Consider the following 18,192-nt stretch of genomic DNA (forward strand, 5'->3'; position numbering starts at 1 on the left):
GAAAAGGGACAGCAAAAATTGCTGTCCTTTTTCATGGCTTTATTTCCCTGCACCATGGCAGTTCTTATATTTCTTTCCACTGCCGCAATAGCATGGATCATTGCGGCCGATGTCGATTTGGTTTACTTTTGGTTTCTTTTTAACTGCTTCTCCGTCTTCTTTCGGATTAACAGCCTGTCCTTTTGCAACCTCTTGGCGCTCTAGGTTGTTACGGATTTCAGCCTTCATAATATACATAGAAGCTTCTTCTTCAATTGAAAGCACCATTGCCTCAAACATCGCGAAGCCTTCATGCTGGTATTCACGAAGCGGGTCAATTTGTCCATACGCGCGAAGATGGATACCTTGGCGAAGTTGGTCCATTTGGTCGATATGGTCAATCCACTTGCTATCAACCGCACGAAGCGTAACTACTTTTTCAAATTCGCGCATTTGCTCTGGAGAAAGAATTTGTTCTTTTTCATCATAACGCTCTTTCACCTTTGCAAATATAGCTTCTGTCATTTCCTCTGGGTCTTTTCCTTTTAATTGCTCGAAACTAATGTCACCTTCATGCAGCAAGTTGGCATTCACATAATCGATAATGCCCTGAAGGTTCCATTCTTCTTCATCCTCATGCTTGTTTGCATGTGCTTCAACATTTCGCTGGATGGTAGAATGAATCATTTTTTCTACAATTTCACGAAGGTTTTCTGATTCTAATACTTCGTCACGCTGCGTGTAGATAATCTCACGCTGTTGACGTAGAACGTCATCATATTGTAAAAGCTGTTTACGGGCATCAAAGTTATTGCCCTCAACACGTTTTTGTGCCGATTCAACGGCTCTTGAAACCATTTTACTTTGAATTGGCTGAGTGTCGTCCATGCCAAGGCGTTCCATCATCGCTTTCATGTTGTCAGAACCGAAGCGGCGCATCAGTTCGTCTTCCATTGATAGGTAGAATTGCGTTACCCCTGGGTCACCTTGACGTCCGGAACGACCGCGAAGCTGGTTATCAATCCGTCGGCTTTCGTGTCGCTCTGTACCAATAACGGCAAGACCGCCTAATTCAATGACACCTTCGCCAAGCTTAATGTCCGTACCTCGTCCTGCCATGTTAGTTGCGATGGTAACAGAGCCTTTATGACCTGCTTCCGCAATAATTTCTGCTTCCCGTTCATGGTTTTTCGCATTCAATACGTTGTGTTTGATGCCTTTTTTCAACAAATACTTAGATATAAGTTCAGATGTTTCAATTGCTACCGTACCAACAAGTACAGGCTGACCTTTTTGATTACGCGCGGCAATATCCTCGACAACTGCACGGAACTTGCCATCCATGGAAGCATAAATTAAATCTGGGCGGTCATCACGTGCAATCGGTCTATTGGTTGGAATTACGATAACGTTCATATTATAAATGTTTCGGAATTCTTCTTCTTCCGTTTTCGCAGTACCTGTCATACCAGCAAGCTTTTCGTACATACGGAAGTAGTTTTGGAAGGTGATTGTTGCCATGGTCATGCTTTCATTTTGAACTTCCAAACCTTCTTTTGCTTCAATCGCTTGATGCAGGCCTTCACTATAACGACGGCCCTTCATTAAACGGCCCGTAAACTGGTCAACAATTACGATTTCACCATCTTGCACAACATAATCAACATCTAGGTGCATGCTGACATTTGCCTTCAAGGCTTGGTTAATATGATGGTTTAGAGTTACGTGCGACATATCAAAAAGATTCTCTATCCCAAAAGCACGTTCTGCTTTGTTGATACCATCTTCCGTCAACATAACACCTTTTGTTTTTTCATCATAGGTATAATCTTGATCTCTTGTCAGCGTCCGTACGAATGCGTTCGCTTGAATATAAAGTACGGCAGACTTTTGAGCAGAACCAGAGATAATCAACGGTGTACGCGCTTCGTCGATTAGAATGGAGTCAACCTCGTCAATAACCGCATAAAACAGGGGACGCTGTACTTTTTGTTCCTTATAAAGCACCATGTTATCCCGTAAATAATCGAAGCCAAACTCATTGTTTGTACCATATGTGATGTCACAGGCATATGCTTCCTGTTTTTCTTCTTTAGACATGCTGTTTAAATTTAAACCAACAGTAAGTCCGAGAAATTGATATAATTGTCCCATTTCGTTGGCATCACGGCTAGCCAAGTATTCATTGACTGTAATAACGTGTACACCTTTTCCAGAGATTGCATTTAAGTAAACCGGCATAGTAGCGGTAAGTGTTTTACCTTCCCCGGTTTTCATCTCTGAGATATTTCCTTCATGGAGAGAAATCCCTCCCATTAATTGAACATGGTATGGATATAAACCAAGAACCCTGCGTGCTCCTTCACGAACCACTGCAAAGGCTTCAATTAGCAAATCATCAAGTGTTTCACCTTTTTGAAAGCGAAGCTTAAACTCTTCTGTTTTTTCACGGAGCTGGTCATCGCTTAATTTTTCGGTTTCTTGTGCTAGAGCCTCAATTTGATTTGCCATTTTATCCAGCCGCTTCAGCTCGCGTTTATTTAGATCGAATACTTTATTTAAAATCCCCATCATATGATGAAACGCTCCTTTATGTCTGATTTTCTACCTTAAGAAATTCGCTTTATATTCATAAAAATCCTATCAAAAATATCAATAAATATCCTTTATATCTTACCACTTCCATAATTGAGTGACAACATTGTTACCGTTTTAGCCACATTTACAAAAAAGGAGTCTCCCGAGTTCAATGGTTTTGCTGATTCTATTATTTCAAAATTGTCAATTTTATGTATGCAACTATCATTCAAGATTCATGATAAACAAGTGTTGAAGTTATATTATTATACATTTTTATGTATAATTATTAGTTTTATTGGAGGTTTACAACTCGGTTGTATTGTTAAATAAACCTTTAATTATCAATGTTTACATGTTGTTTTTAGGAAGAAGGTCACGTGAAGCTAGTATGAAAAAATATTCACAAATTGTACATTGGAAAATACTTTTGCAATGTTAGATACTACCATTAGAGAGGTTAACTTAGAAAAATTAGAGAGAGAAAAATAAAAATGGGAAGGGTGAGTCAAGTGGCTTTCTGGGGGAAGAAAAAGAATAAAGATATAGATCCCGAAACAAGAGAAAATAAGATGAAGCCTGGGCTATTTCGCAGACTCTGGCAGAAAGTGAGAAATATAGACTGGAAGGATCCGGTTACAAGGTGGAAAGCATTATTCGTCGCCTTAATTGGGTCTATTGTTATTTTTGGAGGAGGATATGGAGTTATATCTTTCACCAACTCTCCATCATTCTGTTCTAGCTGTCATGAGATGGCACCAGAATATACCACTTTTACTGCAAGTTCACATAGTGAAATCTCCTGTGTTCAGTGTCATATTAAACCAGGTTTCGTCAACATGATGACACACAAAGTCATTTCATTAAAAGAAGTTTATCATCACGTAATGGGTATTCCTGAACAGATTGTTCAAACTGAGCATGAAGCGGTGTCTGATGAAAACTGCTTACAGTGCCACTCGAAAAATCGACTGGTATCAGCGTCTGGGGACTTAATTGTTAATCATAAAGGACATATAGAAGAAGGCGTGCCTTGTATTAGCTGCCATGCTGGAATTGCTCATGCTAAGATTGCAGCCCGCGGAATCAATACTGAAGAAGTACGAGGGCATTGGACAGAAGACGTAGCGCAAAAAATGATGGAAAAGAAATATTTAGCCCCTAATATGGGAACTTGTATTGACTGTCACGATAAAGTAAACAACGGTGAAAAACCTTGGAAGGATGTAGCGTACCTTGTACCGCCTAATCCAGAGCACCTTGAAGAAGCAGCTAAAGAAACATCGAATGCAGTAAAGCATGAGGCAAATACTGAGGAAGAGGCAAAAGAAGCCGTTGCTCAACATGATGAAAAGACACAAAAAATTATCCTAGAAGCTCTTGGAAAACAGCAGAAGGATGTCAAAATTTCTATGGCATGCGCAACATGCCACGAAGAAGTAAATATACCTGAAGATCACAAAGTTGCGGATTGGAACCAAAATCATGGTGGAACGGCACTTAATCAATTAGATAAATGTGTAGATTGCCATCAGGATTCTAAATGGTTTAGAGATATTCCTGAGGAAGACCTTATCTCCCTATTAAAAATGGCTGAGGTTGAGGAAGGAGACAAAGAACATAAATATCAACCAAACATTACAGTTGTAAGAGAGCAGGCAAGAATCAATAAATTCTGTAGTGCCTGTCACTCAGACCGTCCTAATAGTCACGGTGAAAGTGATCAATACTTAACTTCACATGCAAATAATGCGAAAACAGCAGAACAAAAAGCAGAATGCTTTGTCTGTCATGACCGTGAAGAACCAAAGGCTGACTCAATAGATGTAAAAGCACCAACAGATGTTTATTGTCAATACTGCCACAGAACTGGCTTTAAAGACGATATTAAGAATTAAAAACTACTCTGGAGGGACGCTTTTATGGATGAAGAACAAAAACAGCTGTCGGGCCCTCCCCGCATTCGTCTTAGATTTTACAAAATTATGACTCTAACAGTGTTGTTTCTAGCTCTCTTCCTCTTCGCCGGAGTATTTGGGCTGGAAGCAACTTCTAGTTCAAAATTCTGCTCATCATGTCATGAGATGAAACCTGAGTACTACACGTGGAAGGCATCATCGCATAGTGAAGTGGATTGTGTTAACTGTCATATCGAACCAGGGTTTAAGCAGACAGCGAAGGAAAAAGTTGCATTAATTACTAAAGCTGTAAACAAAAGTGATAATCAAAATGTAGCACCAATCCGAATGCCAGAAGAGATTCCAGATAGTAATTGTGAAAGCTGCCATAATGTGTTGCAACGCGAATTCACAGTTTCTGGAGATATCATTATTCCGCATGATAAACACAAAGATGAAGATGTTACTTGTATTCAATGTCATAGTGGAGTAGCGCATGGAGAAATTGCAGATCGGGAAATGACCTTTAAAACGGATTACGATAAATGGGATAAGGATTTAGGGGTAGCTGCAATGGCTGACCTTAAATGGACACGTCCTACGATGGACACATGTATGGAATGTCATGAATCTAGACAAATAACAACAGAATGTAGTGCCTGCCATACGACGGGCATGATTCCAGAGAGCCATGAAAAAGCTAATTTTAAAACAAGCTCACATGGAAAACAAGCGAAAGCAGAATTAAATGACTGTAATTCGTGTCATAAGTATATGTCAACAAAAGAGATTGTAGGGTATGAGGAAACTTCTGTCCTGGCGAAATATTTGAGTTCTGAGAACAAAGGGTTGAACAAGAACGCAAACACCTATGCAAAAGAAAACACTTTCTGCATTGATTGTCATAAAGCACGCCCAGCAAGTCATAACAATTCTTTCTTTAGCAGTCATGGAACAGAAGCGAGCAAGAATCAAGAAACTTGTTTCACTTGCCACGAAGAAAATAAAACAGGCACAGCTAGTAACAATACTGTTAACTGTTCATCATGTCACCAAAAGAAACACCTGAACAAATGGATGGAAAATCACCCTGTATCAGTTGGTAATAATACGAAACCACAAGAAAGCTGTTACACATGCCATGTCAAAAAGACATGCAGTAATTGTCACAAATAAGTAAAAGCCCAAGTACGCTTGGGCTTTATAGTAATTTTGAAAATAAAGAGTTTGAGCTTTTGTAGGTTTCAATCTTCGTAAATAATTTTCAAGATTTTCTAAGAAAAATAGATGAACCATGAGGAGGATTCTTATGGAGGCCCATGAACTCCCAATTTTAGAAAAACCAGAAACATCAAAGGAAACAAGAATTACTAAGAAAAATGATCGTTTTACGAAAGTGCAGGGAATCTCTTTAATTCTTGCTTCTTTATTTATTAGCTTAATTGGCGGTTACTTTATCAGTGATAAATTCTTTTGGTCCAATGAAGATCAGAGCAGAATAGAGCAGCAAGTAGCCTATTATGAAGAACTAGTAAGTAAAGAGCCGAACAAACCAGACCATCGTGTGAATCTAGGTTACTCCTATCATTTAAATGGTAATAATGAGGAAGCAATTAAGCAATTACAGACCGCAATAGATTTAGATAAGAAAAATGTTGGAGCCTATTTTAACTTAGGGCTTGTATATAATGACCAGGAACGTTATGACGATGCACTTAAGCAATCTAATAAGGTAGTCGAACTAGCTCCAAGAGATTATAAGGGGCACCTTTTAGAAGGTATGGTTTATAGAAAACTAAAGATGTATAAAGAAGCATTGGTATCTCTTCAAGAAGCAGATAAATTAATGCCTGTTAATAATGATATTATCTTTGAAATGGGCAGAGTAGCAGAAGACCAAGGGAATGTAACAGACGCTGAGGAGTTATATAAGAAAGCATTAAGTTATGATCCACTATATAAGCCAGCCTCTGAAGCTCTTACCAAACTAGCTGGAAAAGATAAGGACAGCAAATAAAAGGAGATGACTAGAATTGAAAAAGGTAACAACATATATCTGGATGAGTGCAATGGTTGTACTTTCTGTAGCTTTATTCTCGGCCATCACCCTTTTAGATTTAGGGCCATCGCTGAAACCTATCGTTGCTGCGGCTAACCCCACTAGCGGTGATCCAGAATTTAGACAATCATTTTACGGCAGCTTTGAAGAACCGCTTAATAAGCCGATGGATGTAACAAAAATTGGTGAACTTATCTATGTTACGGACACTAAAAATAAACAGGTCCAAGTATTTGATCAATCAGGAAATAACGTTTTTAAATTCGGTAAAGAGGGAGCAGACGAAGGACAATTTCAGTTCCCGTACGGAATTGCCGGAGATAAGGATGAAAATATTTATGTAGCTGATATGTATAATGGGAAGATTTCTATTTTTAATACTAAGGGTGAGTTTATTAAGTACTTCCCAGATCAAGACAAGGTTATCCAGTCTCCTGGCGGGTTACGTATATATGATGAAAAATTGTACGTGACAGATATCAAAGAAAATAAAGTCTACGTATTGAATCTAGAGGGAAAAAAGCTAATGGAAATCGGTGGTTCAGGACAGGATGAAGGAAAGTTCATTGCGCCGAACGCAGTAGCGGTGGATAAGGATGACCAGATCTATGTTACAGACTCTGGAAACAACCGAGTGCAAATTTTTGATAAAGAGGGCAAGTTTGTCAGAATTATTAATGGTTCAAAGGATGGAAAAGGAACCCCTTTATTTGTAAATCCAAGGGGCGTGGGTGTTGATTCTAATGGAACGGTGTACGTAGTTAGTAATTTATCTCACAACGTATATGCATATGACAAGGATGGAAATGAAGTATTAGTTTTAGGTGGTATGGGAACAGAAAATGGCCAGCTTTATCTTCCAAACGGTCTTTATATTGATGATAGGAATGCAATTTACGTAACGGATACGATTAACCAAAGAATTTCAATCTTCTATTAAAATAGACTTTTATCAAAGGGATATTTGCACAATTAATCTAGCAATCTTGTGAAATACGTCACATTAAATTTCCTCCCTACAATGTGTCGTAGTTTACAGGGGTGGTTTCATTAAGGTGGTGATGCGAGGAAAATAAGTAATATTTCTTTTATAGGTCAAGAAATAGTAGAGAAAAAAAGAGAGAGAGAAAAGAAATTTGGGAGGTTTTAGTAATGAGCAAGGTCAAATTAGGATTTACTGCATTGTTCACGCTTATTCTACTAAGCATGTTTGCTGCCTTTGCCTCTGCTGCGGAGTTTACTCCAACACCTAGCAACCCGGCACCAGATATACATGTAGGAACCATTGATAACAATGGTAATGTGAACCAACACAAAACACACGGTAATTTCCAAAACAATACAAACTCTTGTGGGAACTGTCACAGTACTCACAATGGTGAAAGTGCAACATTATTGAAGTTTGAAAAAACTGAATCTGATTTATGTTTATCCTGTCATGATGGCACATTAGGTTTCTATAACGTCTTAGGTCAAGGTGCAGGTGGAGGAACATTCAATTCATCTCATGAAAGTTCTTCAATGCATAACGTAGGGACTGTTGCAATCAATTCAGCACCTGGTGCTTACGATAATAAAGTAGAAGACGAATTACAATGTTCTAGCTGTCACAATCCACACGGATCAACTAACGACCGTTTATTAAAACAAACAGTTGCTGGTGTAACATATTCCACAACGCCAATCAAACTTGCGTTGACTGAGGATCCTGCATTTGCCGCTATCAATAGCAGCTCTACAAATTCTGGATTAAAGATTACAAAATCAATTGGTCCAAAAGAGAATGCTGATAAAGTGACTTATGCTGCATTCTGTTCAACTTGTCATGATTCGTATCTAGCTGGCAGTGGAACACAAAGTGCGAAGAGTGGACATTACTCACATACTACAAATAGCTCTTCTGCTGGACGTAACTGTGCAAGCTGTCACTATGCGCACGGTACCGATATTACTCTTTTAAAAGACACAGCTGGTAAGACCATTGCTGATTACGTGGCAGCAGGTTGGGAAAAAGAAACTGCTATTAAGTATATGAAAGATGTAAGTGCTGGCGGTTCTGCTAACAAGAAGTATACAAACATGTCTGTATGTTGGACTTGTCATACTTCAAGTCATCCACTTGATACACCAATGCCTGCTCAAGTTGGAGATCCAAACAATGGTACTGGGGAACTTTGGAACTATGTATGGAGCTCAAGATATAACAAAATGATTCCTACATTTAATGAAAAGGCCAATATTAGATAAAAAGCCAACAAATAGCCCTACTATTTGTTAGCTCCTAAAAAAGAGTTTTGGAAAACAAGGTAGTAATCAATATTTACTACCTTGTTCTCTATCGATATTATACTAGCTTTTAACTAGAGAGAGAAAAAGAGAGAAAGTAATTTGGGAGGTTTAAAGATATGAGCAAGATGAAAATTGGCTTTACGGCATTGTTCACGCTAATTTTATTTAGCATGTTTGCCGCATTTGCATCTGCAGCGGAGTTTGTTCCCACTCCAAGTAATCCTGCACCTGGTATTAATGTCGGAACAATCGATAACAATGGAAATGAAGCCACACACAGAACACACGGAAATTTCCAAAACAACACAAACTCTTGTGGCAACTGTCATAGTACCCACAACGGGGATAGTGCAACATTATTAAAATTTGAAGAAACTGAGTCTGATCTTTGTTTAACTTGCCACGATGGTACATTGGGCTTTTATAACGTAGAAAAAAGCTCCGGTGCAGGAGTTTTCAATAGTTCACACAATAGTTCATCTATGCACAATGTAGGTACAGTAGCAATTGATTCAGCACCTGGCTCTTTAACTGCGAACGAGGAAGAATTACAATGTTCTAGCTGTCACAATCCACACGGATCAGTAAATGATCGTTTATTAAAAACAACTGTAAATGGAAAAACATATTCAACTAAGGCGATTGATCTTGAATTAGTCGAAGACCCTGCTTATAGTGCCATTAATGCGAGTACGGGTCCTACTGGATTAAAGATCTATCAATCAAAAGGTCCTGTTTTTGTAAACCAAGATCTGCCTGACGTACCGCAACGAGTTTATTCAAACTTCTGTTCAACTTGTCATGAAGATTACTTGAAATCAAGAACAACAGCAAGAGTTGATGGTCATTATACACATACAACAAGCAGTTACAAGGCTGGACGTAACTGTGCAAGCTGTCACTACGCTCACGGTACAGATATTACGCTTCTAAAAGATACTGCTGGAAAAACAGTGGCTGATTATAGGAAGCAAGGCTGGAGTCAAGAACAAGCAGAGGCATACATGAAAGATATCAGTGCTGGCGGCTCTGCTATTAAGAAGTATACGAACATGGCTGTATGCTGGTCATGTCACCAATCCACAGCTAAGATTGATACACCTCCTGTAGCAGGTGGAAACTACCAAGGAAAACCAACTAGATAAAAAAAGGCTAACAAATAGCCTCACTATTTGTTAACCATTTGGTGTTTCCGTTAGGTGCGTAAACAAGGTAGTAATAGTTTTATTACTGCCTTGTTTTATTATTTCAGTCTGTTACGAAATTGTCAAAAAGTATTACTTAACTATGATAATTAATGTTAAATCAGTTGATATAATTATTTTGAAGGTATTAACTATAAAAATTGTAAAGAGAAAAAGGTGGATTTTATGAAGAGGACGAACTATAGACGAAGGTTATTTTCATATATTGTCATTTCGAGCGTTTTCCTTAGTTCTTTCCTTCTTTATTCTCCTGCTGACATTGTGCTTTCAGCTCAGGGTGATCCTTATTTAGAAATGTTAAGCCCAAGTGAAGTGACGGTGTTTGATAATGCAATGGTTGAAATTACAGGTAATATATCTGACGATAGCACACCGCCAGAGCAGCTTTCGCTAAGAGTATATGAGAAGCTCGATTCAAATAGTGATCCAATTGAAATAACGAGCGAGGGCCAATTAAGGATTTCAATTGATGCTCAAAAGGGTAATTGGGTTTATTCAAAACAATTCAATGATGGAATCCATCCAATCTCCTTTGTTCTTATGGATGCAGAAGGGAACTCTGTCGAAAAGCCAATGACCATTATCGTTACAAAAGAAGTAAATAAAGAGCAGAAAACGGTTGTTGAAAAACAAAATACGATTGTGGAGGAAGCTCCTGTCAGTGCTTCGGTTTCAGTTGGAACCCCCACTGAAATTAATGATGAAGTCGTTCCTAGGCCAACGGTTGTAGATGTGAAAATTATCCCTGACGGCATCACGGATGAAAGTGGATACTTATCTGCGGAAGATATGACCCAAGTAGCTCTTAACTCAAAAATTATGGTGATAATTAGAGAAACTGGAACTTTAACCTATACTCAACCTTTGTTGATCTCATCGAATAAGGGAGAAATTAAGAGTAAAGAAGATCTAGAAGGAATGATTCCTAAAAGAAATAAAGATGGAGATTACGTCGTTACTTTCACTCCATTAGTCCAACTGGATCCAAGTACTACCTATTATGTTTATGTAAATCCGTCAATTACCAATGAACTTGGAAATAGAATATATCCTAAATTCTTTAAATTTACAACTACGAATGTATATCATATAGGAGATATTCACGGAAACTATGCAAACAACACAAATGCATGTGCGTATTGCCATAGTACTCATAACGGAGAAACTCCGACTCTAGAAGGCGGTAAATATGGGGCGTCCGAAGACAATTTCTGTATGGTCTGCCATGATGGAACGAATGGTTCTCCAATGCCCGATAAATATAATAGTACAAACAAGCATAATCAACATGTAGCTGCAGATGCTAAAAACTCTGAATCTTGCACAAGCTGTCATAACCCACATGCTTCTTGGACGGCAGAAAATCCAGCGAGACTGCAAAGTGTTCAACCTACGGGTGTGAGTCACTTCCAGACTCTCACTTATAAAAAGGCAGGTACAGCAACGGGTAAGGCGGAAGATTTTACGTTATGCTTGAATTGCCATGATGGTAAGAAAGCTTCTAATATTAAACAATATTACGAGGATGAAGCCATAATAGCGGAATCCGGTCATAATATTACGGCTAAAGATGGCAGTGGATTAGATGGTCAAATCACATGTGCAGATTGTCATGAAACACATGGATCTAACAATATTATGCTACTCCGAGAATCACTTGGTAATGTAAAAGTTGCAGAGAATGATAAATTTAAATCAATAGGCACTGTATGGGATGCCGTCAATGAGCGGCAATTCTGTCTGAAGTGTCATAACAATACCACTGAGCTTTATGGAAGTACAAGTACATTTAAAGAAAGAAATGGTGCAGATCAGCTTATTTTAGGTCATCAGGCAACAGATATAGAGGGGTGTTCAACTTGTCATGGTGGTGCCAATAAATCGATGATAGAAGCTGCTCATGGACCTAAAAAAATCGACCCTGTTTCTATACAAGAAAATTAATAGTGAAAAACGAGGGGAAAATCCTCTCGTTTTTTTGTTGTGTTGATAAGTAGTAATATTATTTTATTTTAACGATAGGATTGTTTATAAGTACTGTGAATTTGTAGATATGTGGATAAGTTTTTTGATTATTCAAAAACAAAAAAACAAATATGTATACTTATCCACAGTAGCATGGGAGAACTTATTATCTTTGGATGGTTTAATTGTTGATAAGTAATGTTATCCACAGATTCCAGATCCTTTAAATGTATTCATTTTTGAAATTTCCCCGCATAACAGGCTATAATGTAAAAGGAACATACGAACGCCCATGACATATGCTAGAAACTGAACGTATTTTTTATAGAGGTGAAGAAAATGGAATTAGCAGAAATTCGAAATGAACTTGAAAAAACAGCTAAACGTTTAGCGGACTTTAGGGGGTCTCTTTGACCTTGAAAATAAGGAAGCGCGTATAGCTGAACTGGATGATCAAATGCTTCATCCTGATTTCTGGAATGACCAGCAGGCAGCCCAAACTGTCATAGGTGAAGCCAATGCACTAAAGGATCAGGTTAATGAGTTTACCCAAATGTTTGAAACATTTGAGAATCTAGAAGTGAGCTACGAGCTTGTGAAAGAAGAAAGCGATGCGGAATTACAGGCAGAGCTTGAAGATGAATTAACAAATCTAACATCTAGACTAAATGATTTTGAACTCCAGCTGCTTCTAAGTGAAGAATACGATAAACACAATGCCATTTTAGAGCTGCACCCAGGTGCTGGCGGGACCGAGTCACAGGACTGGGGCTCTATGTTACTGCGCATGTATACACGTTGGGCTGAGAAAAAGGGATTTAAGGTGGAAACTCTTGACTATCTTCCAGGTGATGAAGCGGGAATTAAAAGCGTAACCTTGGCTATAAGAGGTCACAATGCCTACGGTTATTTAAAGGCGGAAAAAGGTGTACACAGATTAGTGCGAATTTCACCCTTTGATGCTTCAGGACGCCGCCACACATCGTTTGTATCGTGTGAAGTTATGCCGGAATTTAATGATGAGATTCAAATTGATATCCGTACAGAGGATCTTAAAATAGATACGTATCGTGCCAGTGGTGCTGGAGGACAGCATATCAATACAACTGATTCTGCCGTGAGGATTACCCACACACCAACCGGCGTTGTGGTAACCTGTCAATCAGAACGTTCGCAGATTAAGAACCGTGAAGCAGCAATGAAAATGCTGAAAGCAAAGCTTTATCAACGAGAAATAGAACAACAAGAAAAAGAATTACTCGAAATCCGCGGGGAACAGAAGGAAATTGGCTGGGGAAGTCAAATCCGTTCGTACGTTTTTCATCCTTATTCAATGGTTAAGGATCATCGTACAAATACCGAAAGCGGAAACGTTCAGGGAGTTATGGATGGAGACTTAGATCCATTTATTGACGCTTACCTGCGATCAAGAATTTCATAATAAAACAATTGCCTTTGCCACCAAAGTGGCGAGGGCATTATTTTTGCAGTAAATCATTATTCTTTCATTAAATGCTTATAATAACAAATACTATATAAAAATTTATCCCTTTAATGCGTTATCTGAATACCATTTACAGCAAATTATTGCCATGCTATACTCACTTCGGTTAAGTAAGAAAATTATAGCAAAATGGTAATATAGAGGGGAATTGCACTATGAATAAAAGAAGAAACAATCAGCCTGCACCAAAATTTGTAAGTGCCTTAGAATACATAAATGTTTTAATCGGATCCGCGATTATTGCGCTCGCCTTTAATGTATTTCTCTTGCCAAATCAAATTGCGTCGGGAGGCGTAAGCGGTATTAGTACGATTTTATTAAGCGTATTCGGCTGGGAGCCGGCCTATGTCCAATGGGCTTTTAATATTCCATTGTTTATTGCAGGGGTAATTTTTTTAGGAAAACAATTTGGAGTTAAAACGCTCGTAGGAACGATATTCTTGCCTTTTGTGGTTTTCCTAACAAAGAATATTGATCCTTGGACAAATGATGCCTTGCTTGGAGCACTGTTCGGTGGAATTGTTGTAGGGCTCGGATTAGGAATTGTATTTAGGGGAAATGGTTCAACGGGCGGTACGGATTTAGCGGCACAAATCATAACAAAGTACACAGGGCTAACCCTTGGTACAAGCGTTGTTCTAATTGATGGACTCATCGTCCTCTCTGCGGCTCTTGTCTTCGATATCGAACGAGGATTATATGCATTAATAGCCTTATATGTAACAAGCAAAACGATAGATTTAGTTCAGGTTGGGTTTGGCAGATCGAAAACCGCAATGATTATTACAAACAGGCAAGAAGAAGTACGTGAGGGGATTTTAAATAAGATCGATCGAGGTGTGACAAAACTATCGGCTTATGGTGGATTTACAGATAATGAGCGGCCGGTACTTATGTGTGTAGTCGATCAACGGGAGTTCACAAAATTGAAACAATTGGTTAAATCCCTTGACCCATCTGCGTTTGTTGTTGTTATGGATGCTTCTGAAGTGTTGGGGGAAGGTTTCAAAAGGGCTTAATACTGCTATACTATTCCTTGTATGGTAATTTTTTCTGAAGGGGGAGTAGCGATGAAGAAAAAGCTGCTAAAAATGGTATTGGGAACAGCTTTAGTTATGGGTCTGGCTGCCTGTGGCGGCGGGGATGACGAAGCTGGAGGCGACACTGCTGCTGGCGGGGATGCTGAAAAAATTTATTCACAAAAATGCTCAAGCTGTCATGGCGGTGACTTAAAGGGTGGTATGGGACCTGACCTTACAGCAGTAGGAGCAAGCAAATCAAAGGATGAAATTGCCGGCATCATTAAAAATGGTACGGATGGCGGAATGCCAGCTGGCCTTATCGAAGGCGACGATCTAGACAAGGTTGCTGACTGGTTGGCAGCTAAAAAGTAATTTACATAAACGTTCTGTGATTTTACAGGACGTTTTTTATTTTTTGGGGATCTATGTTACTTTATTAAGATATTGTTAAATTTTGTCGAAAAATATTGGATGTAAATAACAATTAATGTAGGTTTTGAAAAGAAACTGTAATATTTTTACCGCTTTTTTTAAGCCTATAGAGTGTTATAATGAAATTGTGCGAAATCCTGCAGTATTTTGTCTAGGATTTTGTTTTTATGCAAGAAAATAAGAGGTTGTTGTCGAATCTTATTGTTTCGAAACTAACTTACAAAGGTGATCTAAATGATAGAAATGCAAGATGTATTTAAAAAATACCCAAATGGGGTTACAGCCATAAATGGAATAGACGTACGGATTAATCAAGGCGAATTTGTTTATGTGGTTGGTCCAAGTGGTGCAGGTAAATCTACTTTTATTAAAATGATGTATCGAGAGGAAGTTCCGACCTCTGGTACTATTACAATGAATGGTGTTAACGTTGCAAAAATAAAGAACAAAAAAGTTCCGATTTTCCGACGCAATCTTGGTGTAGTCTTTCAAGATTTTAAACTACTGCCAACGAAAACCGTTTATGAGAATGTAGCCTTTGCACTTGAGGTTATTGAAGCTCAGCCTAAGTTTATTAAGAAGCGCGTGATGGAAGTCCTTGATCTCGTTAATCTAAAACATAAAGCAAGAATGCTTCCGACAGAGTTATCGGGAGGAGAGCAGCAACGTGTTTCGATTGCACGCTCCATCGTTAACTCACCTAAGATAGTCATAGCTGACGAGCCTACAGGTAACCTTGACCCCGAGACATCATGGGAAATTATGAATATCTTTGAAGAAATTAATAACAGGGGTACCACCATCGTCATGGCAACCCATAATCGGGAAATCGTCAACACAATTAAACATCGTGTAATTGCGATTGAGGCAGGAAAAATCGCGCGTGATGAACAAAGAGGTGATTACGGTTATGAAAATTAGAACTCTTGGCCGTCATGCGACTGAAAGCTTTAAGAGTATCGGTAGGAATGGCTGGATGACGTTTGCCTCAGTTAGTGCGGTAACGGTAACGCTCATTTTAGTCGGTGTCTTTTTCGTGATTATGATGAATCTTAATAAAGTGGCCGAAACCATTGAAGAGGACGTACAAATTCGCGTTCATATCGATGTTGCTGCGAATGCAGAGGACCAGCAGAAGTTAAAAAGTGAGATAGAAAATATTTCAGAAGTTCAGAGTGTTAAGTTTTCATCCAAGGAGCAGGAGCTTGAAGAGTTAATTAAGAGTATGGGTGAGGATGGACAAGCATTCAAACTATTTGAACAAGATAATCCACTTAACGATGTATTTATCGTAAAAACGAAAAATCCACAGGATACAATGAAGGCAGCGAATCAAATTGGAAAACTCCAGTATGTCACGAAGGCTGTTTACGGTAAGGGAACCGTTGAAAAACTATTTAACTTTATAAAAGCAAGCCGAAATGTCGGTATTGTATTAATTGCAGGTTTATTCTTTACGGCAGTCTTTTTAATTTCGAACACAATAAAAATTACCATTATTGCTAGACGTAGAGAAATTAAGATTATGAGACTGGTAGGAGCAACGAACAATTTTATTAGGTGGCCATTCTTCCTTGAAGGATTATGGCTTGGTATTCTTGGTGCAATCCTGCCAATTATCTTAATCTCAATTGCATACTATAACGCTTATGAATATCTAGCGCCAAAATTAGTAGGGAACTTTATACAAATTCTTCCCTTTAATCCGTTTGTTTACCAGGTGTCAGGGGTTTTAATTTTAATGGGCGCCTTAATCGGAGTTTGGGGCAGTGTAATGTCAGTTAGAAAGTTCTTAAAGGTATAAAAGAATTTTTCAGGAAGGGCAGTGAAAGATGTCCTTCCTGATTACTGTTATAGATTCACTCGTACATAAATAGAAATAGGGAGGAGAAATTGGACTTTGAAAAAACAAATACTAACTACGGCTGTTGCAGGAACAATTTTGATGAGCAACTTTTTTGGTGGATTTGCTGAAGCGGCTTCGATTTCAAGTTTAAAGGATCAGCAAAATCAAATTGAAAAAGAAAAGTCGGAAATATCATCAACTATAAATGATGCTGATAAACAGATTAATAGTTTAAATGAACAGCAGTCTGATGTGAAAGAACAAATGACACGCATTGATATGGCCATCGGTGATACGCATAAGAAAATTAGCGATAAAACAGCTGAATTGGAGGAGACCAAGGCAGAAATTACTAGACTCCAAGAAGAAATAAAAGTTACAAAAGAGAGAATTGAAAAGCGAAATGAGCTTTTGAAGGAGCGCGCCCGTAACTATCAAGAAACAGGCGGAATGGTTAGTTACCTTGATGTATTAATGGGCTCACATAACTTCAGTGACTTTATTGACCGTGCCAATGCGGTGGCAACAATCATGCAGGCAGACCAGGATATTTTAAAACAGCATGAAGCGGATAAAAAGAGTCTAGAGGAAAATCAGGCCAAGCTAGAAGAAGAGCTTGCGAGTGTCCAGACCATGCTTGCTGATTTAGAAAAGTTGAATCAACAATTGAATGCCCAAAGGGCGGAACAGGATCAGTTATTAGCTACTCTTGAACAGCAAGAAGAAGAAATTCATGAGCATAAAATGGAACTTCAAGAAGAGGCTCAATTACTTGCTGCACAATCTGCAGCCATCCAAAAGGCCATTGCACTTGAACAGAAACGTCAAGAGGAAGCAGCTGCTGCCGCTGCCGCCGCAAATAATAATTCAGGCTCAGGGAACGGTGGAGGAGAAAGTACCTCTCCACAACCAACTGCACCAGTATCAAGTGGAGCATTCACCATGCCAGCGAATGGAACCTTTACATCAGGTTTTGGCGGTCGATGGGGTGCAACGCATTTTGGAATTGATATAGCAAATCGTGCTGCAGGTGTACCAATTTGGGCTGCGGCTGACGGTGTCGTCATTCAATCCTATTTATCTAGCAGCTATGGAAACGTCGTTTTTATTGCCCATTCGATAAATGGTCAGACGTATACTACGGTATATGCTCATATGGAAACTCGTTCCGTTAGCTCCGGAGCAGTTGTGAGAAAGGGTCAGCAAATTGGAATTATGGGCAATACCGGTGACTCTACCGGCAAACATTTGCATTTTGAACTTCATAGAGGGGAATGGAATGCAAGTAAGAGTAACGCAATCAATCCAGTCGGTATTGTACCAATGCCATAATAAGATTAAGGGAGAAGCCATGCTTCTTCCTTTTTTTGTCCCCAAAACTGAACCTGAACTTTAAGGCATAACTCGTCCAAACCT

General features: G+C 38.8%; 14 protein-coding genes. 13 read left to right on the forward strand and 1 reads right to left on the reverse strand.

Features of this window, described 5'->3' with window-relative positions:
* Positions 1–39 precede the first annotated feature (39 nt).
* A complete protein-coding gene (gene secA / locus F4694_RS01840) occupies positions 40–2,553 on the reverse strand; it encodes a preprotein translocase subunit SecA (protein WP_179595191.1) in 2,514 nt (837 codons plus the stop codon).
* A 497-nt stretch (positions 2,554–3,050) separates the two neighbouring features.
* Between secA and F4694_RS01845 the strand changes: the two genes are divergently transcribed.
* The 13 genes from F4694_RS01845 (at position 3,051) to F4694_RS01905 (ending at position 18,108) form a co-directional block, all read left to right on the forward strand.
* Positions 3,051–4,454 (forward strand): NapC/NirT family cytochrome c, encoded by a 1,404-nt coding sequence (locus F4694_RS01845; protein ID WP_218895482.1) that lies wholly within the window; start codon positions 3,051–3,053, stop codon positions 4,452–4,454.
* Positions 4,455–4,478: 24 nt separating this feature from the next.
* Entirely contained in the window at positions 4,479–5,630 is a 1,152-nt protein-coding gene (locus F4694_RS01850; protein ID WP_179595192.1) for a NapC/NirT family cytochrome c, read from the forward strand.
* Between the two features lie 133 nt (positions 5,631–5,763).
* The gene (locus F4694_RS01855; protein WP_179595193.1) at positions 5,764–6,471 is read left to right on the forward strand and encodes a tetratricopeptide repeat protein; all 708 of its coding nucleotides are present in this window, start codon (positions 5,764–5,766) and stop codon (positions 6,469–6,471) included.
* 16 nt (positions 6,472–6,487) lie between these two features.
* Positions 6,488–7,453 (forward strand): 6-bladed beta-propeller, encoded by a 966-nt coding sequence (locus F4694_RS01860; protein WP_179595194.1) that lies wholly within the window; start codon positions 6,488–6,490, stop codon positions 7,451–7,453.
* A gap of 212 nt (positions 7,454–7,665) precedes the next feature.
* Positions 7,666–8,760, forward strand: a complete 1,095-nt coding sequence (locus F4694_RS01865; protein ID WP_179595195.1) for a cytochrome c3 family protein — start codon at positions 7,666–7,668, stop codon at positions 8,758–8,760.
* Between the two features lie 158 nt (positions 8,761–8,918).
* Positions 8,919–9,947 carry a cytochrome c3 family protein gene (locus F4694_RS01870; protein ID WP_179595196.1) on the forward strand — a complete coding sequence of 343 codons (1,029 nt, stop codon included), beginning with the start codon at positions 8,919–8,921 and terminating at the stop codon, positions 9,945–9,947.
* A gap of 225 nt (positions 9,948–10,172) precedes the next feature.
* On the forward strand, positions 10,173–11,951 hold the full coding sequence (locus tag F4694_RS01875; protein ID WP_179595197.1) for a multiheme c-type cytochrome: 1,779 nt from the start codon (positions 10,173–10,175) through the stop codon (positions 11,949–11,951).
* Positions 11,952–12,311: 360 nt separating this feature from the next.
* A protein-coding gene (gene prfB / locus F4694_RS01880; RefSeq protein ID WP_179595198.1) for a peptide chain release factor 2 occupies positions 12,312–13,413 on the forward strand; the annotation gives its coding sequence in 2 pieces (ribosomal slippage) (positions 12,312–12,383 and positions 12,385–13,413; 1,101 coding nt in all).
* 218 nt (positions 13,414–13,631) lie between these two features.
* Positions 13,632–14,495 (forward strand): YitT family protein, encoded by an 864-nt coding sequence (locus F4694_RS01885; protein ID WP_179595199.1) that lies wholly within the window; start codon positions 13,632–13,634, stop codon positions 14,493–14,495.
* Positions 14,496–14,546: 51 nt separating this feature from the next.
* Positions 14,547–14,870, forward strand: coding sequence for a cytochrome c551 (gene cccB, locus F4694_RS01890; protein ID WP_179595200.1), 324 nt, complete (start codon positions 14,547–14,549; stop codon positions 14,868–14,870).
* Between the two features lie 294 nt (positions 14,871–15,164).
* Complete coding sequence (gene ftsE, locus F4694_RS01895) at positions 15,165–15,851, forward strand: cell division ATP-binding protein FtsE (protein WP_179595201.1); 687 nt, start codon at positions 15,165–15,167, stop codon at positions 15,849–15,851.
* Positions 15,841–16,734, forward strand: a complete 894-nt coding sequence (ftsX, locus tag F4694_RS01900) for a permease-like cell division protein FtsX (RefSeq protein WP_179595202.1) — start codon at positions 15,841–15,843, stop codon at positions 16,732–16,734. Before ftsE ends, ftsX begins: the two co-directional genes overlap by 11 nt.
* A 96-nt stretch (positions 16,735–16,830) precedes the next feature.
* Complete coding sequence (locus tag F4694_RS01905; protein WP_179595203.1) at positions 16,831–18,108, forward strand: murein hydrolase activator EnvC family protein; 1,278 nt, start codon at positions 16,831–16,833, stop codon at positions 18,106–18,108.
* Positions 18,109–18,192 lie beyond the last annotated feature (84 nt).

It is taken from the genome of Neobacillus driksii, from assembly GCF_013409995.1.
Classification (GTDB): Bacteria; Bacillota; Bacilli; order Bacillales; family Cytobacillaceae; genus Neobacillus; species Neobacillus driksii.